19 protein-coding genes and 1 pseudogene are annotated in these 24,089 nt (G+C 69.0%); 3 read left to right on the top strand and 17 right to left on the bottom strand.

The genetic code is table 11. From position 1 onward, the window contains the following. Window position 1: 1 nt before the first annotated feature. From OHN19_RS04705 to OHN19_RS04745, 9 genes are all read right to left on the bottom strand, one after another. On the bottom strand, window positions 2–925 hold the full coding sequence (locus OHN19_RS04705; RefSeq protein WP_330262900.1) for an alpha/beta hydrolase: 924 nt from the start codon (window positions 923–925) through the stop codon (window positions 2–4). Further along, window positions 922–3,597 carry a family 78 glycoside hydrolase catalytic domain gene (locus OHN19_RS04710; protein ID WP_330262901.1) on the bottom strand — a complete coding sequence of 892 codons (2,676 nt, stop codon included), beginning with the start codon at window positions 3,595–3,597 and terminating at the stop codon, window positions 922–924. Before OHN19_RS04710 ends, OHN19_RS04705 begins: the two co-directional genes overlap by 4 nt. After that, window positions 3,594–6,023, bottom strand: a complete 2,430-nt coding sequence (locus OHN19_RS04715; protein ID WP_330262902.1) for a beta-glucosidase — start codon at window positions 6,021–6,023, stop codon at window positions 3,594–3,596. The genes OHN19_RS04710 and OHN19_RS04715 overlap by 4 nt, the downstream gene beginning before the upstream one ends. Window positions 6,024–6,070: 47 nt before the next feature. After that, the gene (locus OHN19_RS04720; protein WP_330262903.1) at window positions 6,071–7,069 is read right to left on the bottom strand and encodes an ABC transporter ATP-binding protein; all 999 of its coding nucleotides are present in this window, start codon (window positions 7,067–7,069) and stop codon (window positions 6,071–6,073) included. Then, on the bottom strand, window positions 7,066–9,033 hold the full coding sequence (locus tag OHN19_RS04725) for a dipeptide/oligopeptide/nickel ABC transporter permease/ATP-binding protein (RefSeq protein ID WP_330262904.1): 1,968 nt from the start codon (window positions 9,031–9,033) through the stop codon (window positions 7,066–7,068). Before OHN19_RS04725 ends, OHN19_RS04720 begins: the two co-directional genes overlap by 4 nt. After that, on the bottom strand, window positions 9,030–9,971 hold the full coding sequence (locus tag OHN19_RS04730) for an ABC transporter permease (RefSeq protein WP_330262905.1): 942 nt from the start codon (window positions 9,969–9,971) through the stop codon (window positions 9,030–9,032). Before OHN19_RS04730 ends, OHN19_RS04725 begins: the two co-directional genes overlap by 4 nt. Before the next feature lie 51 nt (window positions 9,972–10,022). Then, complete coding sequence (locus OHN19_RS04735; protein ID WP_330262906.1) at window positions 10,023–11,540, bottom strand: ABC transporter substrate-binding protein; 1,518 nt, start codon at window positions 11,538–11,540, stop codon at window positions 10,023–10,025. 136 nt (window positions 11,541–11,676) lie between these two features. Continuing rightward, window positions 11,677–12,624: an alpha/beta hydrolase gene (locus OHN19_RS04740; protein WP_330262907.1), complete on the bottom strand. Its 948-nt coding sequence runs from the start codon at window positions 12,622–12,624 to the stop codon at window positions 11,677–11,679. A gap of 1 nt (window position 12,625) precedes the next feature. Next, on the bottom strand, window positions 12,626–13,171 hold the full coding sequence (locus OHN19_RS04745; protein WP_330262908.1) for a quercetin 2,3-dioxygenase: 546 nt from the start codon (window positions 13,169–13,171) through the stop codon (window positions 12,626–12,628). 170 nt (window positions 13,172–13,341) lie between these two features. Between OHN19_RS04745 and OHN19_RS04750 the strand changes: the two genes are divergently transcribed. Beyond that, window positions 13,342–14,166 (top strand): IclR family transcriptional regulator, encoded by an 825-nt coding sequence (locus OHN19_RS04750; protein WP_330262909.1) that lies wholly within the window; start codon window positions 13,342–13,344, stop codon window positions 14,164–14,166. Window positions 14,167–15,114: 948 nt separating this feature from the next. On the opposite strand, the gene OHN19_RS04755 is transcribed toward OHN19_RS04750, so the two are convergent. The 8 genes from OHN19_RS04755 to OHN19_RS04790 all read right to left on the bottom strand — a co-directional run bounded on the left by OHN19_RS04755 (window position 15,115) and on the right by OHN19_RS04790 (window position 20,876). Continuing rightward, complete coding sequence (locus tag OHN19_RS04755) at window positions 15,115–15,828, bottom strand: restriction endonuclease (protein ID WP_330262910.1); 714 nt, start codon at window positions 15,826–15,828, stop codon at window positions 15,115–15,117. A gap of 44 nt (window positions 15,829–15,872) precedes the next feature. After that, window positions 15,873–16,547, bottom strand: coding sequence for a restriction endonuclease (locus OHN19_RS04760; protein WP_330262911.1), 675 nt, complete (start codon window positions 16,545–16,547; stop codon window positions 15,873–15,875). Further along, the gene (locus tag OHN19_RS04765; RefSeq protein ID WP_330262912.1) at window positions 16,547–16,759 is read right to left on the bottom strand and encodes a hypothetical protein; all 213 of its coding nucleotides are present in this window, start codon (window positions 16,757–16,759) and stop codon (window positions 16,547–16,549) included. Before OHN19_RS04765 ends, OHN19_RS04760 begins: the two co-directional genes overlap by 1 nt. Window positions 16,760–17,151: 392 nt before the next feature. Continuing rightward, window positions 17,152–17,511 carry a hypothetical protein gene (locus OHN19_RS04770; protein ID WP_330262913.1) on the bottom strand — a complete coding sequence of 120 codons (360 nt, stop codon included), beginning with the start codon at window positions 17,509–17,511 and terminating at the stop codon, window positions 17,152–17,154. A gap of 54 nt (window positions 17,512–17,565) precedes the next feature. Beyond that, window positions 17,566–19,029: a UvrD-helicase domain-containing protein gene (locus OHN19_RS04775; RefSeq protein WP_330269529.1), complete on the bottom strand. Its 1,464-nt coding sequence runs from the start codon at window positions 19,027–19,029 to the stop codon at window positions 17,566–17,568. Window positions 19,030–19,243: 214 nt separating this feature from the next. After that, the gene (locus OHN19_RS04780; protein ID WP_330262914.1) at window positions 19,244–19,498 is read right to left on the bottom strand and encodes a hypothetical protein; all 255 of its coding nucleotides are present in this window, start codon (window positions 19,496–19,498) and stop codon (window positions 19,244–19,246) included. Window positions 19,499–19,572: 74 nt separating this feature from the next. Beyond that, complete coding sequence (locus OHN19_RS04785; RefSeq protein WP_330262915.1) at window positions 19,573–20,541, bottom strand: DUF6083 domain-containing protein; 969 nt, start codon at window positions 20,539–20,541, stop codon at window positions 19,573–19,575. 65 nt (window positions 20,542–20,606) lie between these two features. Then, window positions 20,607–20,876 (bottom strand): helix-turn-helix transcriptional regulator, encoded by a 270-nt coding sequence (locus OHN19_RS04790; RefSeq protein ID WP_330262916.1) that lies wholly within the window; start codon window positions 20,874–20,876, stop codon window positions 20,607–20,609. A gap of 2,141 nt (window positions 20,877–23,017) precedes the next feature. Here OHN19_RS04790 and OHN19_RS04795 point away from each other — a divergent pair. Together OHN19_RS04795 and OHN19_RS04800 are read left to right on the top strand one after the other, a co-directional pair. Further along, window positions 23,018–23,335, top strand: a pseudogene (locus OHN19_RS04795) (L-histidine N(alpha)-methyltransferase); the annotation flags it as partial. 151 nt (window positions 23,336–23,486) lie between these two features. Further along, window positions 23,487–24,080 carry a CGNR zinc finger domain-containing protein gene (locus tag OHN19_RS04800; protein ID WP_330262917.1) on the top strand — a complete coding sequence of 198 codons (594 nt, stop codon included), beginning with the start codon at window positions 23,487–23,489 and terminating at the stop codon, window positions 24,078–24,080. The last annotated feature ends 9 nt before the right edge of the window (window positions 24,081–24,089 follow it).

Raw genomic sequence — 24,089 nt, forward strand, 5'->3', positions numbered from 1 at the left:
GTCACACCTGCAGGTGCTTGGTCAGGAAGGCGACCGAGCGGGCGATCAGAGCGGGGATGTCGGTTGCGCCGACGAAGATGTGACCGGCGCCCTCGACCGTCACCAGTTCGGATTGCGCCCCCGCCGCGAGCAGTGCCGCGTGCAGAAGGCTGCTTTGTTCCAGTGGTACGGGAACGTCGTCGGTGCCGTGGATGAGCAGGAAGGGCGGTGCGTCGGCGCTCACGTGGGTGATGGGGCTCGCTGATCTGGCCCGCTCCGGGGTGGTGCCGCCCAGCAGTTGCTCGATCGGATCGGCTGTACCCGGCGGCAGGTCCGGGGGGACCTCCAGCTTGGGCATGGTGGCCAGGTCGCTGACTCCGTACCAGTCCACGACGGCCCGCACCGAGTCGAGAGGCTCGGCGACGACAGGGGCTCCCTCCTGCGCGGTGCGACCCGCGGTGAGGGCGAGAAGTGCCGCGAGGTGTCCACCGGCCGATTCGCCCCACACACCGAACCGTTCGACGTCCAGACCGAGTTGAGCGGCGTGCCGGCGCAAGTAGCGGACGGCGGACTTGGCATCCTGCAGTTGCGCAGGGAAGACGGCCTCGCCCGCGAGGCGGTAGTCGATCGAGGCGACCGCGATCCCGGCCTTCAGCAGCGCGTCGTAGACGGCGTCGGTCTCAAGGGTCGGTGGCAGATAGCGGCGATCACCGAACTGCCACGCTCCGCCGTGGATCCACACCACCACCGGATGCCTGTCCCCTCCCGCCGGTACCCACAGGTCCAACTGGAGGGGGCGGAAGCCGGGCGGGAGGGCATAGCTGATCCCGGAATAGTGCAGCGAGCCGTCCGCACGCACAGTGGGGCCGACAGGTGGCAGGAAGCCGGGTGGAGTCCACTCAGGAGGCTCGGAATCGGTTCGTTCCCGCTCGGTGCTGTGGTTCATCGGGAGGCTCCCGTCGTCGTCAGGGCGGCGGGCGCAGCACAATGGTAGGTATGCGTGCCCGGAATGGCGGTGCGCCGCGTGCCGTCAGGCAGGACGACCTCGGCGGTGGTGCCCGGTGGCACGGTGACGTCGAGCCGGAAACGGTCGCCGTCGACTTCCCAGGCGGATTCAATCTGTCCGTACGGGCAGTGGTGTTCAGCTCGTGCCCAAGCAAGGCCGCCGCCCGGGCGCGGTGCCACGGTGAATCGCTGATAGCCCGGGAAGTCCGCGTCCGGCTCGATTCCGGCGGTGTAGCGATGCAGGAAGGAGACGACAGCGCCCTTGGAGTAGTGGTTGAGGGAGTCGCGTGGTGTGCCGTCGTCGGCCACACCCTCCCAGCTCTCCCAGATCGTGGTCGCGCCTCGGTCGATCATGTGCAGCCAGGACGGTGCGCTGTCCTGGAGCAGCAGCTCGTACGCCACGTCGAGGTGCCCGGTGTCGGCAAGCACAGGGAGCAGGTCCGGGGTCGCGAGGAAGCCGGTGCCCAGATGCGTGCCGGCGTCCCGTACGAGCTCGGCGAGCCGCTCCGCGGTCCGGGCTCGCAGTTCTTTCGGCACCAGGTCGAAGGCGAGGGCGCGCACGTGGTTGGCCTGGGTGTCCGGGCGCAGTGAGCCGTCGGGCGTGATGAACTCGGTTCGCCAGGCCTCGCGTATCCGCTCGCTCAGCTCTTCGTAGGCCGCCGCCTCTTCGTCTCGGCCGATCACCCGGGCGATGCGCGCTGCCAGCCGGGTGGAGTGGGCGTAGTACGCGGTGGCGATGTCGGCCTTGTCGCGCTGCGCGTACTGGGGCAGGTCATCGCCGATGTGCTCGCCGGGCACGAGCCATTCGCCCCAGTGGAACCCGGTGTCCCACAGATACCGCTCGTGCGGGGCGGGTTCGGCGGAGCGCAGGACCCGGTCCGGGTGGCGTGCTTCGCGTGCCACGCGTTCGGTCCGCCCGAGCCATGCGGTCATGGTCGGCCACAGCTCCTCCAGCACGGCCCGGTCTCCGTAGGCGCGGTACATCTGCCAGGGCACGATGATCGCGGCGTCGCCCCAGCCGGCCGAGCCGTTGAGGTGGGCCACGGGGCCGTTCGGGCCTTCGGTGCGGCAGGCGGGCGAGATGTTGGAGACCGTGCCGTCCGGCCACTGGTCGGCTGCGACGTCGCGCAGCCACTTGGCCGAGAATCCGGCGACGTCGTAGAGGAAGGCTGCGGTGGGGGCGAACACCTGCCAGTCCCCGGTCCAGCCGGCGCGTTCGCGGGTGGGGCAGTCCGTGGGGATGTCGCAGACGTTGCCGCGCATGCTCCACACGGCGGCTTCGTGCAGCCGGTTGATCCGCTCGTCTCCGCAGTCGAACCAGCCGGTGCGCCGCAGGTCGGTGTGGACCACTACGCCCCGCAGGTCGTCAGTGGTCAGCTCGCCGGGGTGGCCTTCGATGCGGACATAGCGGAAGCCGTGTGTGGTGTGCCGGGGCTCGAAAGTCTCGCCCGGGCGGCCCGCCGAGACGACGTGGTCGACCTGGCCGGCCGGGAGGGGCTCGGGCAGGAAGGACAGGTCGACGCGGAGGTGGTCCGTCGTCACGTCACCGTCGTGGTCGAGTGATTCGCCGTGCGTGAGGGTGAGGCGGGTGTCTTTGGGGCCGAGGTCGCGCAGCCTTACCCAGCCGTTGATGTTCTGGCCGAGATCGAAGACCTGCCGGTCGGGACGCGGCCGGGTCACCGAGACGGGGGCGAGTTCCTCGACGCGTCGCACGGGCGGGGCCGGTGAGGTGACCAGTCCGGCGTAGCCGTGGTCGGCGACGTCGACCGGTCCCCACTCTTGGCCGTCGTACCCGGGTACGTCCCATCCCGTGCGTGTCCGGCGCAGGTCGCTGAACTGGCCGGTGATGAGGTCGGTTTCGACGATGTGCGCGGTGGCCGAGCGCCAGTGCTTCCCGGTGCACACGACGGTCGTGGTGCCGTCTTCATGCTCCAGATGCAGCTGCGCCAGGAATGACACCCGCTTCCCCCACTGGTCGTGGGCGCGGGTGATGCCGATCTGGCCGCGGAACCAGCCATCGGACAGGAGTGCCCCAAGGACGTTGTCGCCCTCCCGCGCCAGTGCGGTGACGTCGTACGTCTGGACCTGAAGCCGTACGTCGTACTGCGTGAAGCCCGGCGTCAGTTCGGCGTCCCCGATCCTCTCACCGTTGAGGAACGCCTCGTACAGCCCCTGCGCGGTGGCGTAGAGGCGGGCCCGGCGGACCGGGGACGTCGTCGAAAAAGGGGTACGCAACACATGGGCCGGGCGGTGTCCGGCGGGCGGCACCTCGGTCTCGACGGGCTCGATCCACAGGGCCTGCCAGTCGGAGGGGTCCAGCAGCCCGGTCTCGAACCAGGCCCACTCGGACCAGTCGCTCTCGCCGGCGTCGGTCCAGACCTTGACCTGCCAGGTGATCCGTTCACCGGAGCCCGGCGGAGGACCGCCGTACGGCACATGGACGCTGTCGGCCCCCTCGACACGGCCGGAGTCCCAGCCCTCGCCGGTTCTGATCCGATGGGCCAGCTGCACGCCGGAGTCGGCCGGAAGCCACCAGGAGAGCCTGGGCCGACGCGTGCCGATGCCCAGGGCGTGTTCCAACTGTTCGGCACGCAGACAGGTGGGCGAGTTCATCCTGAGACCACCGTTTCGTCTGTGAGGATCGGCCGGCCGGCTGATCGACCGGCGGAGAGAAGGAAGGCACCGCTCTCGGTCCGCCACTGACGACCGGTCACCGACCAGTGCTGGAAGGCTCGCGCGGCGATGCGTACGGAGACGTCGATGGCCTCGCCCGGGCCGGCCTCGGCGACGGCGAAGCCGGCCAGCCACAGTTCGGGGCGCTCGATGTCCGAGTCGAGCCGGGCGGCGTAGACCTGCACGACCTCCTTGCCGCGCCGCTTCCCGCTGTTGCGCACCCGCACGGTGACGGTCAGGTCCTCGCCGGGGCGCACATGGGCGGGTACGTCGAAGGCCTCGTACTCCCAGGTGGTGTAGCCCAGGCCGTGGCCGAACCAGTACGCGGGTTCGGTGCCCGCGCGCAGGTAGGCGCGGTGGCCGATGTGCAGGCCCTCGGTGTACTCCAGCACTCCGTCCCCGGGGGTGGTGTTCCACACCGGGACGTCCTCGTCGCGGGCCGGCCAGGTGGTGGGCAGCCGGCCGCCGGGCTCCGCGAGGCCGAGCAGGACGTCCGCCAGCGCGTTGCCCAGTTCCATACCGGGGAACCAGGCCAGCAGCACGGCGGAGACCTCGTCCCGCCAGGGCATCTCCACGGGAGCACCGGAGTTGACCACGACGACGGTGCGCGGGTTGGCGGCGGCCACGGCGTGTACCAGGGCGTCCTGGTCGCCGGGCAGCCGCAGGGTCGTACGGTCGAAGCCCTCGCTCTCGACGGCCTCGGTGGTGCCCACGACGACGACGGCGACCTCGGAGGCGGCGGCGAGTTCGACGGCGCGGGCGAGCTGCTGGTCGGCGGGCAACCTGGGTTCGCCGACCACCAGGCCGACCCAGAACAGCATGATGTCCTGCCCCCAGGTGAACCGCAGCCGCACGTCGACCTTCTGGCCTTCCGCCAGCCGCCGGGTGATGTACTCCTGCGGCGCGGCGCCGACCACCGAGCCGATGTCGAGCGGGTCGCGGACGATGTGCGTGTCGATGACCGTCTCACCGTCGAGGTCGAGGACGAACGCGCCGACGCCCCTGATGCCGAGCTGCCAGTCGCCGGTGGTGTCGGCGGTGAAGACGGTGCGCAGTTCGAACGAGACGCTGCCCTCCTCGACAGATTTCAGGTCGCGCACGAAGCACGTGCCCGCCGTCGGCTCCTCTTTGAGGCACGCTCCGGTCGCGTCGAGCCACCGGAGGGTGCCGGGCTGGGAGAGTTCGCCGGCGCGGGGGGTGCGCAGGTCGTCACTGAGCGAGGCCCCCGGCGCGGTGACCAGTTCGACGCGGTCGCCAAGTGCCGAGCGCAGTCCTTCCAGCGGGCTGACGACATACGGCGGGAAGACGGTCGCGCTGCCGCCACCGAGTGGCCGGGCGTCCAGCGCTCCGGGGCCCAGCAGGGCGACGCGGGACAGCCTGTCGGTCGCGAGAGGCAGCAGGTCCCCGTGGTTGCGGACGAGCACCATGGCGGCGGTCGCGGCCTCACGGGCCAGTGCCCCGCCCTGCGCGACCGTGCCGGGGCCGGGGCGTCCGGCGGCGGCCGGGTGTCCGTCGAGAGCGCCGACGCGGGCCGCCAGCCGCAGCAGCCTGCGCACCTTGTCGTCGATGGCCGCTTCTGGCACGCGGCCCTCGCGCACCGCGGCGAGCAGCGGCTCGCCCCAGTGCTCCGACGGTCCCGGCATGGCCAGGTCGAGCGCGGCGGAGGCGGACTGCTCGGTGCCGTAGACGGCGCCCCAGTCGGAGACGACCAGACCGTCCCAGCCCCACTCGTCCTTCAGGACGTCGCGCAGCAGCGGGCTCTCCGTCATGGGCGCGCCGTCGACGCCGTTGTAGGCGGCCATCACGGTCCAGGGGTCCGCCTCGGCGACGAGATGCTCGAAGGGGGCGAGGTAGAGCTCGCGCAGGGTGCGTTCGTCCACCCGGATGTCGACCGAGGTGCGGTCGGTCTCGGAGTCGTTGGCGACAAAGTGCTTCGGGCAGGCGCCGACCCCGTTGTCCTGGAGGCCGCGGACGTAGGCGGCCGCCATCCGGCCGGTCAGGAGCGGGTCCTCCGAGAAGCACTCGAAGTGCCGGCCGCCCAGCGGGGAACGGTGCAGGTTGACCGTGGGGCCGAGCGCCACGTCGACGTCCTTGCGTACCGCTTCCGCGGCGAGCAAGCCCCCCACCCGGTGGAGCAGTTCCTCGTCCCAGGTGGCGGCCAGAGCACTGGAGGAGGGCAGGTTGGCCGACCAGTCCCGCTCGTCCTCGACCGGGCCGCGGACGCCGACCGGCCCGTCGGAGACGCTGATCGGCCGCAGACCGATCTCCTCGCAGGCCTGCGTGGCCCAGGCGCCCGCGCCGGAGATCAGCCGGAGCTTGGTCTCCAGGTCAAGCTTGCATACGAGATCGTCGAGTGTGGGGTCCATGGGAACAGCTCCTGGGGTCGTGAGCGTGGGGCAGTCGAGGGGGGAGGTCAGTCGGTGGCGTGATGGCAGGCGACATCGCTGTCACCGACCCTGCGCAGCGCGGGCCGCTCGGCGCGGCACACGTCGGTGGCGAGGGGACAACGCGACGCGAACGGGCAGCCGGCCGCGGAAGGAGTTCCGAGTCCGGCCGCTCCGATGCCCATCGCCTCACGCGCGGCGCGCCGGGCCGCCTGTTCGGCGGGGCGGGGCACCGGCGCGGCGGCGGTCAGGGCCCGGGTGTAGGGGTGGCGGGGGTGTTCGACCACGGCCGCCGCGGCACCGGTCTCCATCACCTGGCCGCGGTAGAGGACGACCACCCGCTGGGCGAGGAAGCGGACCACCGCGAGGTCGTGGGCGACGAACAGGTACGACAGACCCCGCTCGTCACGCAGGTCGGCGAGCAGGTTGAGCACCTGCGCCTGGGTGGACAGGTCCAGTGCGCTCACCGGCTCGTCGCACACCACGACCTTCGGGTCGCACACCAGGGCACGGGCCACCGCGACGCGCTGCCGTTGGCCACCGGAGAACTGGCGGGGCCGGCGGTCGGCGGCGGAAGCGGGCAGCCCCACCCGCTCCAGGGCGGTGCGTGCCCGCCGAGCCGCCTCCGCCTTGCCGACGCCCATCAGGCGCAGCGGCTCGGCGAGGGTGTCGCCGATGGTCATGGCGGGGTTGAGGGAAGAGTACGGGTCCTGGAACACCACCCGCAGCTGGGCCGCGAGGGCCCGCCGCCGGGCCGGGGCGGCATGGGTGATGTCGTCTCCGAAGAAGGAGATCGATCCACCGGTCGCGGACTGGAGGCCCAGGACCGCCTTGCCGATGGTCGACTTGCCCGAGCCCGACTCGCCGACCAGGCCGATGGTCTCGCCGGGGGCGATGGAGAACGACACGCCGTCGACGGCCGGAGGCACAGGCTTGCGCCGGGAGCGGCGACCGTAGTGGACGGTCAGGTCCCGCACGTCCAGGGCGAGGGTCTGCGCGGTGTCGGCCGGGGCCGTGGTGGTGCTCATGCCGGGGTCCTCTCGTCCGGGTGGGCGGCGGCCACCGCGAGTTCGGTGGCTCGGACGCAGCGAACGGTGCCGCCCCGGTCGGCCGCTTCCAGTGCCACGGGCTGCCCGCAGGCGTCTGTCGCGTAGAGGCAGCGGTCCTGGAAGCGGCATCCCTGCGGCCAGCTGCCGGGCGTCGGCACCTGGCCGGGGATGGCCGTCAGCCGGTGCGAGGGCGTCGCGGTCTCGCCCGCGTGCGGGTTCGCCCCGAGGAGCGCCTTGGTGTACGGATGGCGGGGGGCGTCCAGCACCTCGGTCACGGTTCCGGACTCGACGATCTCGCCGGCGTACATCACCGCGACGTCGTCGCAGAGGTCGGCGACGACACCGAGGTCGTGGGTGACGATCACGACCGAGGTGCCCGACTGGGTGACGAGTGAGCGCAGCAGGCTGAGGATCTCCGCCTGCACGGTCACGTCGAGGGCCGTAGTCGGCTCGTCGGCCACCAGCAGTTTCGGGCCGCCGGTCAGGGCCAGGGCGATCGCCACCCGCTGGGCCATGCCGCCGGACAACTGGTGGGGGTAACTGCGCATGACGGCCTGGGGGGCGACGATTCCCACCCGTTTCAGCAGGCTCACGGCGCCGTCCCTCGCCTCCGCGCGGGACAGTCCGCGCAGTCGCCGCAGCGGTCCGGTGAGCTGGTAGGCGACGGAGAACATGGGGTCGAGGGCGACCATCGGCTCCTGTGAGACGTAGGCGATCTCGCGTCCGCGGACCGGGCGTAGGTGTCGCTCGTCGAGGCATGCCAGGTCGCGGCCCTGCCAGTGCAGGGCGCCGCCGGTGATCGCGACTCCGGCGGGCAGCAGTCCGAGTGCGGCCAGCGCGGTCATGGTCTTGCCGCAACCGGACTCGCCGACCAGGCCGAGCACCCGGCCGGGCTCGACCCGGAAGGAGACACCGCTGACCAGCACCGGTCCGTCGTCGACGGCCACGGTCAGGTCGCGTACGTCCAGTACTCCCGATCCGTCGGACTCGGCCGGCCCCGCGGCGGCCCCGCCGGCCCGCTTCCCGGCCCGCTGGGCGGCCCGGGGCGCTTCCTCCGGGTCGGTCAGGGCGTCGGCCACCAGGTTGGCGGCGATCACGGTCAGGGACAGCACCAGTCCGGAGGGCACCATCAGCCAGGGCGCGTCGTATATGTGCTGTGAGGCCGTGCCGATCATGGCGCCCCAGCTGGGCGCGGGCGGCTTCGGGCCGAAGCCCATGAAGGCGAGGCCGGACTGGATCAACAGGCCGATCCCGAACAGCAGGGCCGCCTGCACGGCCAGGACCGTCCGCATGCCCGGCAGCACGTGGCGGAGGTTGACCCGCCAGGAGCCGAGGCCGTTGACCCGGGCCGCGTCCACGTACAACTGCTCCCGCAGGGAGCGCGCCACACCCAGCAGCACCCGGTACATCCCGGAGGAGATCAACACGCCCAGCACGGTCATGATGAGCACGGTGTCCACGCCGAACACCCCGATGAACGCGAGGATGATCACCGTGCCCGGCAGGGCCATCATGATCTCGGTGGTGCGGCTGATGACCGTCTCCGTGTGCCCGCCGCGCTCGGCGGCGACGAGTGCCAGGGGGACGGCGATGGCGTAGGCCACCGCCACGGTCAGCAGGGAGGCCCCCAACGTGCTCGCCCCGGCCGCGAAGATCCGGCTGAGCAGATCGCGCCCCAACTCATCGGTACCGAGCCAGTGTTGGGCACTGGGACCCTGCAACGCGGCCGACAGCTGCTGGTCGTTGGTCCCGTACGGAATCCACCAGGACGCCGTGAGCGAGAGCACCACCAGCAGGGCCAGCCAGCCGAGTCCGAAGATGCCGCCCGGCCTGCGCAGCAGCCGGGGCAGCCGGTGCCGGGCGGGCCGCGACGCCTCGGTGGCGGTGTGCTCGGGTTGTTCGAGCAGTTGTTGGGCCGGCTTCGCCTGAAGGTATTCGCTCATGCCGCACGCAACTTCGGGTTCAGCGCGCTGATCAGCACATCGAGCGCGACGTTGGTGACCACGACGACGAGCGTCGCGATGATCACGACTCCCTGCACGGACGGGAAGTCGTGGGAGGTGACCGCGGCCTGGGCGACCTGTCCCAGACCCGGCAGGGCGAAGATCTGCTCGACGATCACGGTGCTGCCGAACAGCCCGACGAACTGCATGCCGAGCCCCGCCACCACGGGCACGCTCGCGTTGCGCAACGCGTGCACGTACAGCAGCCGCCAGGACGGAATCCCGGTCGCGCGCAGGGTCCTGATGTGTTCGTGCCCCAGGGCCTCGACCATGGAGGCGCGCGCCTGCCGCGCCACGAGGGCAGCCCCGCCGATCGCCAGGCTGAGCACCGGAAGGACCAGGCTCTTCGCCCAGTCGACGGGTGAGTCCGCGAAGGGGGTGTAGCCGGTCGCCGGGAGCCAGCCGAGCCGGATGGAGGCGACGTAGACCAGCAGGATGCCCAGCCAGAAGGTCGGCAGGGACACCACGATCCCGGAGAAGGCGGTGATGAACCGGTCGACGAGACCGCCGCGGACCGCCGCCACCACTCCCGAGACGATGCCGAGCAGACCGCTCAGGGCGGTGGCGCCGAGTGCGATGGCCGCGGTCACCGGGAGCCGGGACGCCAGGTCCGGGCCGACCTCGTTGCCTCCGGTGAGGGAGGTGCCGAGGTCGCCGCGGACGGCGTGGGTGATCCAGTCCCAGAACTGGACGGCCAGCGGCTGGTTCCAGCCGAGCAGTTCGTTCTGGGCGTGGATTTCTTGCGCGGAGGCTCCCGGGCCGAGCATCACCGCGCCGGGGCTGCCGGGAATGGAGTGAACGAGTGCGAAGGTCAGGACGATCACCGCCAGCAGTGTCAGGACCGCCATCGCGGCCCGCCGGGCGAGAAATCTGGTCACGGAGCCTCCTCCTTCCTCTTCTTGTGCGAGTGGTCTCCGACCGGCCGGTCGTCAGGAGGCCGGCTTGATCGAGGACAGCAGCGGGTAGGCGTCGTTGCCCGCGAAGGTGAGGGGCTTGACCTTCTTGGTGTTGTAACCGGCGTAGGAGTAGCTCTCGTACAGCGGGATCAGCCAGCCCGCTTCCACCAGGCGGGCGTTGAGCTTGGTGAGAGCCTCGGTCCGCTTCGCGCCGGTCGCGCCCGCGGCGGCGTCCGTGTACTCCGTGAGCTGCTTGTCGGTCGCCTTCTGGGTGTTCAGGAACCCGCCGAGGACGACGGCCTGCATGGCTACCACCGGTTCCGGCCAGTTGAACGCGAGGTAGCCGAGCGGGGTGGTGTTCACGGCAGCGAATGCCTCTTCGGTGGAAGCGGCGGCCTTGAGCTTCATGTCGATCCCGACTGCCTTGAGCTGCTTCTGGATCGCTTCCAGGTCGGTCTGATTGGCCTGGCTGGTGATCACCGTGAAGGAGAAGCCCTTGGCGTATCCGGCCTCGGCGAGCAGCTTCTTGGCCTTGTCCGGGTTGTAGCCCCAGGTGGTGTTGAGCGAGGCGTCGTAGCCGTCGAAGGAGGACGGGAAGGCGTTGGAGGTCGGCTTGTCTCCCTTGTGGAGACCACTCACCAGGTCCTGGCGGTTGACCGCGACCTGGATGGCCTGGCGTACCCTCTCGTCGCCGAACGGCTTGGAGACCGTGCCCTTCTTGTCGAAGACCGGCAGGGTCACCACCGTGCCGCCCAGGGAGGACAGCCCCGTGCCGCGCGACTTGACGAACGAGGAGGTCGATCCGGCGACCGCGGCGACGTCCACCTGACCGGAGACCAGGGCGTTGGCTCTGGCCTGCGGGTCCGGCAGGGCGCGGTAGACGACGGTGTCGTAGGCGAAGGCCGCGGAGTTCCAGTAACCCTTCCTGCGCACCATCGTGTACTTGTTGCCCTTGACCGATCCCGACTTGTCGAGGGTGTACGGGCCCGAGCCGTAGGGGGCGGTGCCGAGCTCCTTGCTGTCGGCGAGTCCCTTGGCGCTGACGATCATTCCGGCGTCGGAGGCGAGCTGCTCCTGGAAGGTCGGCTGGGCCTTGACGAAGGTGAGGACGACGGTCTGGTCGTCCGGTGCGGTGACCTGCTTGATCTCGGCCTGTCCGCCCTTGGCCATGTTCGCGTACGCGACCAAGGCGGCGTCATTGCGTCGGTCGAGGTTCTTCTTGACCACGGCGGCGGTGAGCTTGCTGCCGTCCGCGAACGTCACCCCCTTGCGCAGCGTGAGGGTCAGCTGCGTCTTGTCCTTGTTGTACGCGAACTTGGTGGCCAGGCTCGGCTTCACGCCGCCGTCGGCGGTCTTGACGAAGAGCGAGTCATACACGCTCTCGAAGAACTGCCGCATCTCCGTGTACTTCGCGGGGTCGTAACCGTTCGCGGCCGAGTCGCCGTCCATGCCGACCGTGAGGGTGTCCGACGCGGACGCCGAGGAACCGCTCGCGGAGGACGAGCTGCAGGCAGTGACTCCGGTGAGGGTGAGGGCGACGGCGGTTGCCAAGAGGATGGTGCTTCTTGCCGGACTGCGCTTGAAACGATTCATTGCGTGAGGCTCCTTTGCCTACGGCCTGGGCGGGGCGATGCCGGCGGGCGGGGACGGGGGGCGGGGACGGGGGGGTGGGGACGGGGGGGTGGAGTCAGAAGGCGCGCACGGCGGGGGGCCGGCGGGGGGTGTGTGCCGCGATCGGGGCGCAGACGCGCAGGGCGAAGTCCAGGGCCTCGTCGAAGACGGTCCGCGGATCGGGCAGACCGGCCCACAGATGGTCCGCGGAGTCGATGAGCCGCAAGGTCACCTCGCTGCCGGAGGCCCGCAGCGCGTGGGCGAACTGTTCACTCTGGGCGCTCGGGACGAACCGGTCGGCCGTTCCGTGGGCGAGCAGGAAGGGCGGAGCGCCGGCGCAGGCGTAGGTGACCGGGCTCGCCTCCGCAGCAAGCCGGGGCGCGTCGGGGACGGGCGCACCGATCAGCTGGGCCTCCCGGGAATCCGCCGCGTCGGGCACGGTCACGGCGTCGGGGCGGGACTGGCTCTGCATGGTCCGCAGGTCGGCCGGCCCGTACCAGTCCACGACACCGACCACGTCGGCGTACGGACCAGCCACCACGGGGTCGGTTTCCAGCTCCGGTCGGCAGGCAGTCAGTCCGAGCAGTGCGGCGAGGTGGCCGCCCGCCGACTCGCCCCACAGCACGACCCGTTCGGCATCGAGCCCCAGCGCCTCGGCGTGCCCTCGTACCCAGCGCAAGGCGGCCTTGCCGTCGTGCAGTTGAGCGGGGAAGACGGCCTCCGCGCTGAGCCGGTAGTCGATCGAGGCGACCGCGAAGCCGGCCGCCGCGAGCAGGTCGAACGGACTGACCTCCCACGCCTCGAAGGCCGGCCCGAACCGAGCGCGACTCCCGGTCCGCCAGCCGCCACCGTGCAGGAAGACAACGACCGGCACGGGGCCCCCGGCAGGGTGCGCGGTGGGGAGGTGGAGATCGAGCAGGAGCGGGCGGAAACCGTCCGGTGTCGCATACTCGACCCCTCGCAGCAGCCGGGTGCCCGCCGGTGTGACTTCCGCTGTGGGGAGCGGCGTGGCGCGCCCGGCCATGTCAGCCGTCCAAGGGACGCAGGTCGAACCGGAAGTCGTTGCCGTACTCGCGCGCCGCGCGGCCGATCTGTTCCGGCGAGGGGATGTACGGCGGCCGGGGCGGTTCCAGGGAGTCCGTACGGGTGCCGGACGCGGAGAAGAAGCGCTCGAAACCGCCGCTGGACACGCCGATCATCCGGGTGTCGTCGGCCTCCACACGGAAGGTGTGCAGGCAGCCCGCCGGGACGTAGCCGAAGTCGCCGGTCCCCAGCAGCTTCTCGTGGTGCTCACCTTGCGCGTCCTGGACCCACACGCGAGCCCGCCCGGAGAGCATGAAGAACGTCTCGTGGACATCGGCGTGCGCATGCGTGGGGATCGCGTCGCCCTTGGGAGCGGAGTAGGTGAACAGTCCGAACTGTCCGTCGGTCTCGTCCTTGCTGAGCAGCACGGTGATCAGCGAGTCGAACAGGTGCGCCCGCTCCCCCTCACCTGCCTCCAGGAAGAAGGGCACAGGCTTGCCCGGAAGGGAGAACTGCTCCGCACCGCTGTGTGTGAACTCCGCAGTCATGGGTCTCCTCGGAATCGGCTCGACTCGGAACCTGAGAGGCGTCTCGTCGACGTGTGGGGTAAGAGTGGGAGATCGACCAGATCGGCACCAGCGGCAATTCCATTGAATGGCATGCGATCGAAACCTTGCCGCAATGTACGAGAAGCGGCCCGGAGGGTGAGACTGCAGGAATGACGAACCCGCCCAGCGTCTCTCGGGGCCGCCGGCCGGCCCAGGGTGATCCGGTGATCGACCGGGCGTTCGCTCTGCTCACGGCCTTCAACGAGAGTCGCCGCGCCATGACTCTCGCCGAACTGAGCCGGGCCACGGACACCCCGCCCAGTACGACCCTCCGGCTCGCCCGGCGCCTGCTCCACTGGGGAGCTCTGGAACGGGACGCCGACGGCCGTTTCGTGGTCGGTCTGCGCCTGTGGGAAGTAGCCTCGCTCGCCCCGCGCGCCCACGGACTGCGCACGGTGGCGCTCCCGTTCATGGAGGACCTGTACGAGGCGACGCACCAGCACGTGCTGTTCGCGGTCCTGGACGGTATGGAAGCTCTCCTGGTCGAACGGTTGTCAGCGCGTGAGGCCGTCGACGTGCTGTACCGCGTGGGCGGCCGCCTGCCGCTGCATTCCACCGGGGTCGGTCTCGTTCTCCTTGCCCACGCCGACCCGGACTTCCAGGAGCGCTACCTCGCCCAGCCACTGGTCCACGAACCGGAAGGCGTGCCGCTCTCCCCCGCCGCGTTGCGCCGCGCCCTCGCCGAGGTGCGTCGCAACGGAATCGCCGTCGTCAACCGACAGGAACCTCGCCCGCTGCTCGCTGCCGCAGTGCCGGTGCGAGGCGCGGACGGAGACGTCGTCGCGGCACTCTCGGTTGTCGTACCGGCGGGCCACACAGAGCCACGGTTCATCTCTCCCGCTCTGCGGGCCACAGCCCGCGCCCTGTCACGAGGCCTCGGCGCGCCCGTATCCGCCGCGCCGCCTCTGGGCCGTTTCCCGGACCCTCCGCGATGATCCGACAGGGCTGACCCAACGGTTCAGCAGCAAGTGCGGTCGTTACCGCCACAGCGATCGACGCCCTGCTGAGCGCACCGAAGACACCGCCAACAGCCGACTGACCCCAGCGTCGAGGTCGGCGAAGCACAGGCACGCACCTGCACCTCGCTGACCTTGTTATCAGCGGCGACGATCGAGATGCTGCGGGCCAGGCCCTCACCGACTGGGCGCAGACACCCGGAGCAGCATCGAGGGCATCGGGACAGTCGCGGCACCCACGAACCGCCCGTCCTGCATGACCAACGGCTCGCGCCACGGGCGCTGCATGCGAAGGCGCAGCCCATCGGGCCGGCCCAGACGCATCGGCTCCGGCATCGCCGCATACGCCGATCACGTGCGTCAGATGCTCCCTCTTCCGGCCTGACCCGGCCCAATGGGCACGGCTTGCCGAGATCCGCGACAACCTCATCGCCCGAATCTCCGAAGCCGAGACAGAAGGCTGGCTCGGCGAGGTCGAAGGTCTCCAGGTCAGCCTGGCTAGTGCCGAGGACAAGCTCCGCCAGCTCGATCGGGGCTACGCGCAGCAAACGGCCGTGGACCTTGGCATCCCCAGCACGCATCGTGATCGATGAGCCCTCGGCCCGGGTGAGGGTCAGGTGCTTCAGCAGGAATTTCTCATCGCGCGAAACATGGGAAAGGTCCTTGACGGCTGTACAGGCCGGCCTCGGCTCGTCTCCGGGCTCGGCAGCCTCTTCCTCTTTGCGGAAGTACCTGATGTTCGAGAAGTGCGTCCGATTCGCTACATGCGCCGAGTGGGTAGTTACCACGAACTGGGCCTTCCAGGGCGATCCATTCTCGCTGCCAGAACCGGTTGCCTCCACCATGCCGACCGGTTGGGGACTGTTCGCTCGCATCTGTGCGTCGAGTCGTGGGAAGAGCGAGGGAAATTGCAGTGTGCGCTGGCGTTCACTGTGTCGTGCTTTGGATGCCGAGGACGTCGTAGAGGTGCTCGCCGTGGGCCCATCGTTTCAATTCCGGGCGGCCCATGAGGATGAGCTGGTGATGCTGGGCGAAGTCGATCGCCGGCTGTGTGAAGCCGTTGAGCGCAATCATGATCGGGAGGTCGGCTCCGTGGTGCGGGCGGGCTGTCCCGTTGAACTTCTGTATATGGCCTGACCCGACTGGGCTCTGATACTGCTTGCACTGCACGATTAGGAGGCGGTCTTCGTCATCACGGGCAGTGATGTCTACGCCGAGGTCACCGGCACCGCCGACCCGCCTGGGATGCCGGAATCCGTCACGGGCCAGGAGATCGGTGCACGCCTGCTCGAAGCCCGTCGCACTCATCGACGAGAGCTGCTTCATCTTGAAGGTCAGCACGTCCGCTTCGATTGCATCGCCGGACGGAGCGACGAATATGTCGTCCGCGTCGACGTAGGCGTTGGCGCCGAACAGGAACGACAGGATTCTGACGAGCAGGAGCAGCACGGGAATTCCGCCGGCGACGATGAGCCCGGTCCGCCACGGATGATCGGCTATCAGTCCCCACACATCTACGGTGATCCACTGGCCGACGTCCTCGGTGAGCCACTTCCAGAGCATCTTGCCGACGGCCAGCGTGATGACCGCATACAGCAGGTACTTCAGCAGCGGGTCGAGTGACCCGTCCTCGTCGAACACCACACCCCCCAGACGTCTTGGGCAGCAATCACGATCTTTGCCAGTCAGGCCGCACGCCTGAACCGGCTCGGGCGGGAGCGCGCGGACAATCCGAGGAGGTCATGCAGAGCGGCACCGTTCTCAGCCCAGCGCCGTAGCCTCTCCCGGTCGATCCAGTGGACGCCATGCCGGTCACCCCACGCCATAGCATCCCGGGTGAAGGCCCCGTTAGTGACGACGACAGCGTGATCGGCTTTGTGGACAGGCCCGGCCGTCCCCTTCACGGCGTACATCACCGATGAGCCCACCTTTCCGCCGACGCGGGTGTGCTTGGCCTGCACCACGATCCGACCGCGCTGCGAGTGGTCACCGATGACGTCTGCGGCCTGGTCGCCGCCGCCACCCACTCTGCGGGCCTGCCAGCCGTCGCGGACCAGCAGATCCCGCAGGGCGTACTCGAAGCGACGGTCGTCCATGGCGTCGAACTCCGCGAGCGTGATCCGCAGAGTGGCCAGCCGCTCCTTCCCCTGACGCCGCATCGTGGTCGCCTGCCTGACCCGCCACGCCGCGACGGCTCCCGTGAGAAGGGCGAGAGCCAGCAGGGCAGGCCAGGCCGCCTTCAGTGCGCCGACCGCCGTGACCACCGTCCGCGCCACCAGGACGAGCACGGCCAGAGCGACCACACCCGCTGCGACCAGTTCTGCGGCACCGCGAGGGCGCCGCAGACGTATCCGTCCCATCAGTGGTCGACCGTCGCGCTGGCAGCCGGCTTCGGGTCCGCTGGTGGTGTGGTGGCGGTGGACTGACTGAACCCGAACAGCTGCCCCCACAGCCACACGCCGGCCAGTAAGCCGGCAATCATCCAACCGCTCATGCGCTTGGCGCTCCTGGGCTTCGGATTGCGGCGGATGTGTCCGCGTACCCGGTGGAACCCGTCCGGCACCTTCGACATGTTTCCCCCTCCCGTCGGTGGGCCGCGGAACGCGGCTCATCCCAACAAAAGGGTGTAGCAGCGGGCACTGACAGCAACTGATGGGTCATCACGGCGCGACGCCCTGGTCGAGTCGCCATCCGGCCAGGAGGGCCCACACCGTCAGGCCGATCACGGGGCAGCGAGCCTGAGGCAGCTCAGCTGGGCGGACGCACTTCTCAGCTCCCAAGCGGTTCACCATGGCCCTTTTCCGCCAGCCCTAACGCGGCGCGTGACCGTGCGTCTCTCACCTGTGGAAACAGCCCCGGTCACGACAAGCGGAGCTCTGCCGACGAATGGCGAAAAGCAGCGGAAGCGCAATCACAGACATCGTGCGCCGGAGCCGCCCCTTCTGCGACCATGACCCGGGGGCATCACAGGATCGGGAGGCCCTGATCAACCCACCGCCGCGCCGTCTCGGGCAACCGCGCCCCCACGGAACCAATTCTCAACGCGTCGTCGCGGCCCTGCGAGAACAGCGTCACCGTTGTAGAGCCGGGCCGAAGAAACGCCGCTGGCCTCCGCCAGCACTGAATCCAGCCTTGGTTCAGCCCGGTCAGGACAGTCTTCTGCGGCCCGTCGTCGCCTCTCGAAGCAGTGCCGAGGCCGTCATCGTCGTACAGGCGCAACATGCGAGCAGCGCTCATCACCACCAACACTTCGAACCAAGATCCGACCATACCCGGACCAGCCGTCCGCAGCTTGCGGCCATCGGAGCTGTTTTCGCTGGGCAAACTACACCCCAGCCGTGTACCACCCGCAGACGAAGCACGTTCTGGTCCTTGTCCTCACTCCGAAACGGATGAGCGGTTTTCGATCCATGCCAGTCCGCCGAGGTCGAGTCGGCTACGGGCGCGGGTGACGGCGACGTAGGCGAGGCGGGCGTCGGTGGCGGTCACAGGTCCCGGGATCGGGCGGCCTTCGTTGTCACGCTGGTCCGTGTCCTTCGGCTCCGGGAAGTCTTCTGCAATCTTCACGGCGTGCCATTCGCGCCCCTTGGCCTTGTGGGCGGTGGAGACGGTGACGTCGGCGGTCGTCTCGTCTGTAAGATCCTCAACAGCAGTGAGGATTGCGTCAGGACCGTGGGTGTCGACGAGATCGACGAAGGGCTGGAGGTCACGGCCAGCCGGGTCGAAGGCCGCGTAGTCCTGCAGTTCGCCCCAGGTGGCGAACAGCACCAGCTCCGGGTGGTTCGTACTGCGGCCGTCCTTCAGATCGCGGGCTGCGATGGCCAGCGCAGCCAACTGTTGCCCTCCCCGGGTGAGGGCGACGCGCCTACCGTCGGCGAGCAAACGCATGACTTCCGCCATGGCGCCGATGTTGGTGCGGCACAACACTGCGTCCGGGCTGCGGACGTCGCCGATTTCGGCGGGGATGGTGTCCGTGCCCGTCAGCCGGATGGGAGCGTCGGCAAGGGCGAGCCACCGGTTGGCCTGGTCGGCGATCCCGGGGCCGAAGCGGAAGGAGCGTGTCAGGGTCAGCTGCGCCGCGTCGAAGCGGCTCATCACGTCGCAGGCGCCGCGCCAGCCATAGATGGCTTGGGCGGAGTCACCGACCATGACCAGCTGGGCGTGGTCACGCTGGGCGGCGAAGACCTGTCCCAGGACGGGATTGGTGTCCTGGGCCTCGTCAAGGAAGAGGAAGTCCGCTTCGATCTTCGGTGCGGTCAGAGCCCACATCTTCAGATAGTGGTCGTGCTCGAAGCGGACCACGCCCTGCTCGTGGTTCTGCAGGTCTGCCCAGGCTTTCACGGCGAACGGCACGACCAGGTCTGCCACTTGGGCGTGCTCACCGGGCGCACCCAGGCCGCGCAAGCGTGGTACATGATGACAGGCCGGGACGCGGTCGGCGGAGTAGCAGAAGCGCGTAACGGTACGCACGACGGCGTGTGAAAGCGTCCGCTGGGTGATGTTGTGATCCCCGATGCGGACGGAGCGGGTGATGCCGAGGGCCTGGCCGGTTTTCCATGCAGGCTGCCGGGGGCTGTTGAGGCGGCGGGCAAAGCGATGGCCGAGCGCGGCGTAAGCAGTGGCATGGGCGGTCTTGCACATCACGGATCGCGGGAAGCGTACTGAGGCGTCGTGTGCGATGTCCTTGTTGAAGGCGAGGTAGCGCCCTCGGCGTTTGGTGCTGGAGGCGAGCAGGCTCAGCGTGCTGGTCTTTCCAGTGCCGGCGCCGGCCTGTAGCACCAGGTGATGGCCATCTTGGAAGGCTTTGACGGCGTGAGCCTGTTCGTCGGTGGGCGTGTGCAACGTGGCCTCCACGGAGGAAGGGACTAGGGGTTCGTGTGGCCTCGCCGATCGCGGTCAGCTGCGTATGAGCCAGATGCGGCCGATCTACGACGGCAAAGCAGGATTCGGGCTGTGCAAGCCAGTAGATCCTCGGATGAGTGGCGAGCCAGTAGGCCTTCGAGTTGCGCCGTCAGTTGCCAAGAGCGTTCCCTCTCGTTCCGATCGAGGGCTGCGGTCACACTCCGGCCGACGAAGTCTCCGGGCCGCTGTCCGCTGGCGGTCGCGGCCCGGTGATCACCGCTCGCGCGGTACGGCTGAGCTCGAGGTTGAGGACGACCTGCCCGTGCTGGTCGGGGTAGTGGGTGGTCAGGACGTCGATGGGCAGAAGGTGGTGCAGTCGTCTGCGCAGTGATTGCAGCGCGCGGCTGGGCGTCTTGGCCGGGTGGACGGCCATCAGCCGGGTGCGGTCCCTGTTCGCTGCAAGCGGCACCGTACGACGCGCTCGATCGAGCTCACCGTCTGTGGCCGGCCGGGTCAGCAGGATTTCAATGGCGTGGCGCGACGTCACGGCATGCCCGTTCCGTGCTTGTGATGGGTCCGGCGCGGATGACGGACGTGATCGGGCAGGCGGTTGTGGATGTGCGCGTGATGGAGCATGGGGTCGAAGGGTTCCCAGTCAGCCAACGCGAGGTCCGCTGCGGACGGAATTGCGGCGTGAGCGGAACAGCGCTGCATGCGCCAGCGCAGTTGCTCGGCGTAGGGCAGGGCCGAGAGGTCATATAGGGCCATGACCTCGCAGGGCAAAGCAAGTTGCCCCCTTCCGGCCGTCGCTGGTACCAGCGTCCAGACGCCCACCGGGGTTTCCCCCGGGGGGAGGAGCCTCTGCGTACAACGGTCGCGGCGCCGTGTCTGTGCCACGCACTGGATTTCGTCCACTGGGTGCGCAGCAAGGTAGCGGACGTACAGGAGCTGCACGACGGGCCTGGCGGGTCGACAGGCGGCCGGTTGCGCCGTTGGTCGACTCGGAGGGGCGCCGGGGGTGAACGCACCGCTGTTGATCAAACGGCGCGTGTTCAGAGCCAGCACGCGCCGTAGCCCATCCAACTCGGATGTTTCGGGCAGAGCTTCACGAGCGGGACAGACATGGGCATGCGCCAGGCGACACCACGCACTGCCGTCGCCAGCCGGATGCGCGACACCGGAGCTGACGTGCCAGCGGTGGGCTGAGGGCACCTTCACCGCGGACACCTCCCGAGGATGCAGGCAAACGGGCCGCGCAAAGCTGCGCTCGTACCACTCGACCGGGTTGCCGCACTCTCGGCAGCGATCTCGCTGAGCGCAGCGCAGGAGCCGACTGGGACTGTCGTGCTCGACACGCAGTGAGCGTCGGAAGTGAGAGACAGCGGGACTGCCGTCCCGGTGCCACGGTGTGGATGAACAACGCATGCGCGTGAAGGTGCCAGTCAACACGCCGCATCGGTGGCGTCGAGGCCGGAAGGTAGCTCGAACAGCCCCATCTCGTGAAACACACATGCGAGACGCCGAACAGAGGTTCGCGTCGTGTCGCCGGTCCGGGTGATTGGCGCAGGCCCTCCCAGTCAGAGGTCAGCGTCGGTCGACCCCGGAGGCTCGTGCCCCTCACACAGCGTTCCGAAGAGTTCGTCCAGCGGCGTGTTCAGCGCATGGGCGAGTGCATGCCAGGTCTTGAGCGTGCCCAGGGTTCGTCCCTGCTCAATCTCAATGAGGGTCCTTCTGGCCAGGCCGCTTCGAGCAGCGAGTTCGTCATAGCTCCAGCCCTGCGCCGCCCGCAGCCGCGCAAGCTCCAGACGCAGCGCCTCGAAATCGGGGTCGGGCGGGAAGATCGTCACCCGACAATCCGACGGTGCAGACTCCTGCCCTGTCAGTGCAGACCTCTGCCCTATTTTCGCTGATAGAGGTAGCGGAGGGAGGGCAGAGGTCTGCACTACCGTGGGCGGGCCACCCCACTCCTCTGCGGGTCCGGCGCAGATACGACGGGAGGAACACGCCCCCTATGAGGCTTTGCACGGCACGACCCGGCGTCCGACGCGCCTGGACCGTGGAACTGCGCCCGGAGCCCGGCGGACCGATCCTCGTATGCCAGCAGTGCTCCCACAGTGGGCGACTCCTCGGCGGCACTTCCGCTCGGTCGGAGCTCCTGGCCCACCTCGCAGGACACGCTCGACGCGATCTCCTCCCCACGCACCTTCGGACCTGCCAGTGCCACGAACGCGGCTGCAATTGGCACCCGCGCCATCGAGGCTGTGGTGGACCCATCCGGCTCGTGGTAGCACGCGAGCGAGGCGGACGACTCTGGCGCCTTGCTGACATGTGCACGGCCTGTGCCGCCGCCACGTCTCAAGCGGCCGTCGTTCCGGACACATTGATCAACGCACCGGCAGCACCATCAGCGCATGTGGGCGTCTATCGAAAGCGCCGCAGCCCCAGAGGCCCGGACGCGCAAACCCGGGTCCGGGAGATGCTCAGCTACCTCTCCTCTGCCCTGCCGGCCGAGACCGGAGCCGCCGCCCGTCTGATCGCCCTGCAATGCGCTTTGCGTATGAACGACTCAGCGCAAGTACGCTTGCCGCTCGGAGTCTTGCGCAGCCTTTGCCTGGAACCTGCCAGGGATTCTTGGCGGGAGCTCCACCAGGCACGCTGGCTCTACACAACCCCGCCCGCGTCGTGCGCCGATGCAGGCGCTGTTGTCCAACTCCTCGACGTCGGGCTCTTCGCCCAGTGCCCAGCCCGCCCTGACCGGCTCGTCGCCGCAGACTGGGCGATGCGCGCCGCCTGCCGCGTCCGTAGGGGCTGCGCCCCGCTTCCTCGTCTGATCACCATGTGCCTCACGGCTCATACGACCCCGGAGAACATCCGCGGAATAGCCGAAGTGGATCGCCTGGCACGGGAGTGCGGGCTGGCCACAACGGAGTTCGTGAATGCACTTGACCGATTGGCGGTCGCAGGGCAAATCGGCTCGTGGAGTGTCCACTCGGCGTCGGGAGATCTACACTGGACTTTGGCAGAACCCAGCAAGAATGGGTCGGGCGCGGCCCGCCGGTGACCGAAGGACTTCGACAACTCACGCGGATCAACGGTGATATAGCGAGAAAGGCGTCGGGGCATCATCCTCGCTGTCAACGGTGAAGCAGGGACCTGGTGGACTAACGTCCAATCCCCATCGTCCGCTGCTGAATCGTCCGTTAGGCGATTTTCTCGGCGCTTGAAGCGTTCATGCGCCAGGCCGCGAATGGTGAGGTGACGTCGAGGTATTCGGCCATCTATTCATCGGTCGTGTGCCACGAAGCTGCGCCGATCGCCGCCGTCATGGGAATGAGTAGTTGCCGCAGAGCCCTGTCCTGCTTCTCCTGGAGCACCAGCTCCGGACCGACGTCGCGGCACTCACCCTCAGCGAACAGGATGCCTTCGAATTCACGCTCCACGAGAAGGTGTCACAACTCGTGCACGAGATTGCACCGTCTGAAGTGTGCGCGGAGGTCTCCACGATGAGCCGCGCGCCGTCCCAACCGGCACCAACGCGGCTGACCGCGCCTCATGGCGTTGCGAGGTGAAACAGACCAATGCCTCGGTCGGGCATCCACTATCGACGAGGTCACGCAACGCATACGCTGGGAGGCCGTACGCAGCCGTCAGCCGCTGAAGGTCGAGCCAGACGTGCGGTCCAGCACCAATCTCATCGCGGACCTCAAGGGCGAGGTCATACAGAGCCTTCTTCTCGGTCCACCGCTGGCCGCGTGTCACCTAGAACGGGCTTGCCGGTCGGAGGTGAACCGACGATTGCCGAGAACCGACCGCCCGACTGGCCACCGACGAGCCACGTCATGGAGATGATCAAAGATCGCACGCCTGACGAGGGAAGAGGCGAGGAAGACGCGAGTGAGGGCTACCTCCGACGAAACGTCCCGACGCGCCGCTCAGGTTCTACGGCTGACATCCGGACATGTCCACGCCCGCATAAGCCGCGTTCAACAAGAACCTGCTGCACGTGCTGAACCACGAACTGAACGCGGACTTCGACCCCGATGCCTTCGACCACGTGGCGGTGTGGAACAGCACGGAAAGTCACATCGAGATGAGGCTCCGCAGCCGGGTCGCACAGCTCGTCAAGATCCGGGAACTCGACCTGCCGGTGCATTTCGCGCACGGAGAGGAATGGATCACCGAACGCAGCGCCAAGTTCACGACGGACGGGCTCCACGCGGAGATGGCCGAGGCAGGCCTGCGGCCACGGCAGCTCTGGTCCGACCCTGACGCCGGCTTCACCCTCACGCTGGCCACGGTGCGCTGACACACGCCGGCGGACACGTGGCGTCGACATCGGTGGCCCGGCGCGGGAGGTGCCGGGCCACCGATGTCGCGGTTCGGCCGCCAGCTAGGGTCTCCTCGGTGGTGATCTCGCTCTCCTCGCGAATGGAGACTGGAGCTAATAAGCTATGCCTATGTCTGAACTCGCGAGCGAACGCTACACCGACCGCATCGCCGCCGGGCCGCTCGTCCTCGTGCAGGAGGTCTTGAACACCCGCCCCGCCGGCAAGCCCGCGCTCGAGGACCTGCTCTCGACACCGGAGGCCGCGACGTCGTGGCTCGCCGGCGCGCTGGCCGAATGGAGTCGGCGCACCGAGGTGGAGGCGCCGACGATCGAGGTCGACGAGGCGGGGCTGGCCCGGCTCCAACAGCTGCGCGCGTCGCTGCAGATGACGGTGTCGGGCGCGGTGCGCGACACTCCGGTGCGGTCCGCGCCGAAGGGGGTGAGCGGCGCGCTGGAGGTGCGGATCGACGCCGACGGCGTCTTCTCGGTGGCGCCGCGCGGCAAGGACGTCGGGTGGGTCGTCGCGGCCGTGCTCAACGAGATCACGAACGCGCAGCTGACGGGTACCTGGCGTCGCCTGAAGATGTGCCGCAACCAGGTCTGCTCGGTCGCGTTCTACGACGGCACGAACCCCAACAACGGCGTCTGGCACGACGTACGCATCTGCGGCAACGCCGTGAACCTGCGGGCCTCGCGGGCCCGTCGGGCGGCCACGCGCGCCTAGGGCGCCGCA

It is taken from the genome of Streptomyces griseorubiginosus, from assembly GCF_036345115.1.
GTDB lineage: Bacteria > Actinomycetota > Actinomycetes > Streptomycetales > Streptomycetaceae > Streptomyces > Streptomyces griseorubiginosus_C.

Excerpts from the sequence above, each read along its gene's own strand:
- OHN19_RS04720 (WP_330262903.1), bottom strand. The coding sequence starts at position 7,069 with ATGAGCACCACCACGGCCCCGGCCGACACCGCGCAGACCCTCGCCCTG.
- OHN19_RS04740 (WP_330262907.1), bottom strand. The coding sequence starts at position 12,624 with ATGGCCGGGCGCGCCACGCCGCTCCCCACAGCGGAAGTCACACCGGCG.
- OHN19_RS04785 (WP_330262915.1), bottom strand. The coding sequence starts at position 20,541 with ATGTGTGTTTCACGAGATGGGGCTGTTCGAGCTACCTTCCGGCCTCGA.
- OHN19_RS04710 (WP_330262901.1), bottom strand. The coding sequence starts at position 3,597 with ATGAACTCGCCCACCTGTCTGCGTGCCGAACAGTTGGAACACGCCCTG.
- OHN19_RS04705 (WP_330262900.1), bottom strand. The coding sequence starts at position 925 with ATGAACCACAGCACCGAGCGGGAACGAACCGATTCCGAGCCTCCTGAG.
- OHN19_RS04800 (WP_330262917.1), top strand. The coding sequence starts at position 23,487 with ATGTCTGAACTCGCGAGCGAACGCTACACCGACCGCATCGCCGCCGGG.
- OHN19_RS04715 (WP_330262902.1), bottom strand. The coding sequence starts at position 6,023 with ATGGACCCCACACTCGACGATCTCGTATGCAAGCTTGACCTGGAGACC.
- OHN19_RS04765 (WP_330262912.1), bottom strand. The coding sequence starts at position 16,759 with ATGTCGAAGGTGCCGGACGGGTTCCACCGGGTACGCGGACACATCCGC.
- OHN19_RS04750 (WP_330262909.1), top strand. The coding sequence starts at position 13,342 with ATGACGAACCCGCCCAGCGTCTCTCGGGGCCGCCGGCCGGCCCAGGGT.
- OHN19_RS04745 (WP_330262908.1), bottom strand. The coding sequence starts at position 13,171 with ATGACTGCGGAGTTCACACACAGCGGTGCGGAGCAGTTCTCCCTTCCG.
- OHN19_RS04760 (WP_330262911.1), bottom strand. The coding sequence starts at position 16,547 with ATGGGACGGATACGTCTGCGGCGCCCTCGCGGTGCCGCAGAACTGGTC.
- OHN19_RS04725 (WP_330262904.1), bottom strand. The coding sequence starts at position 9,033 with ATGAGCGAATACCTTCAGGCGAAGCCGGCCCAACAACTGCTCGAACAA.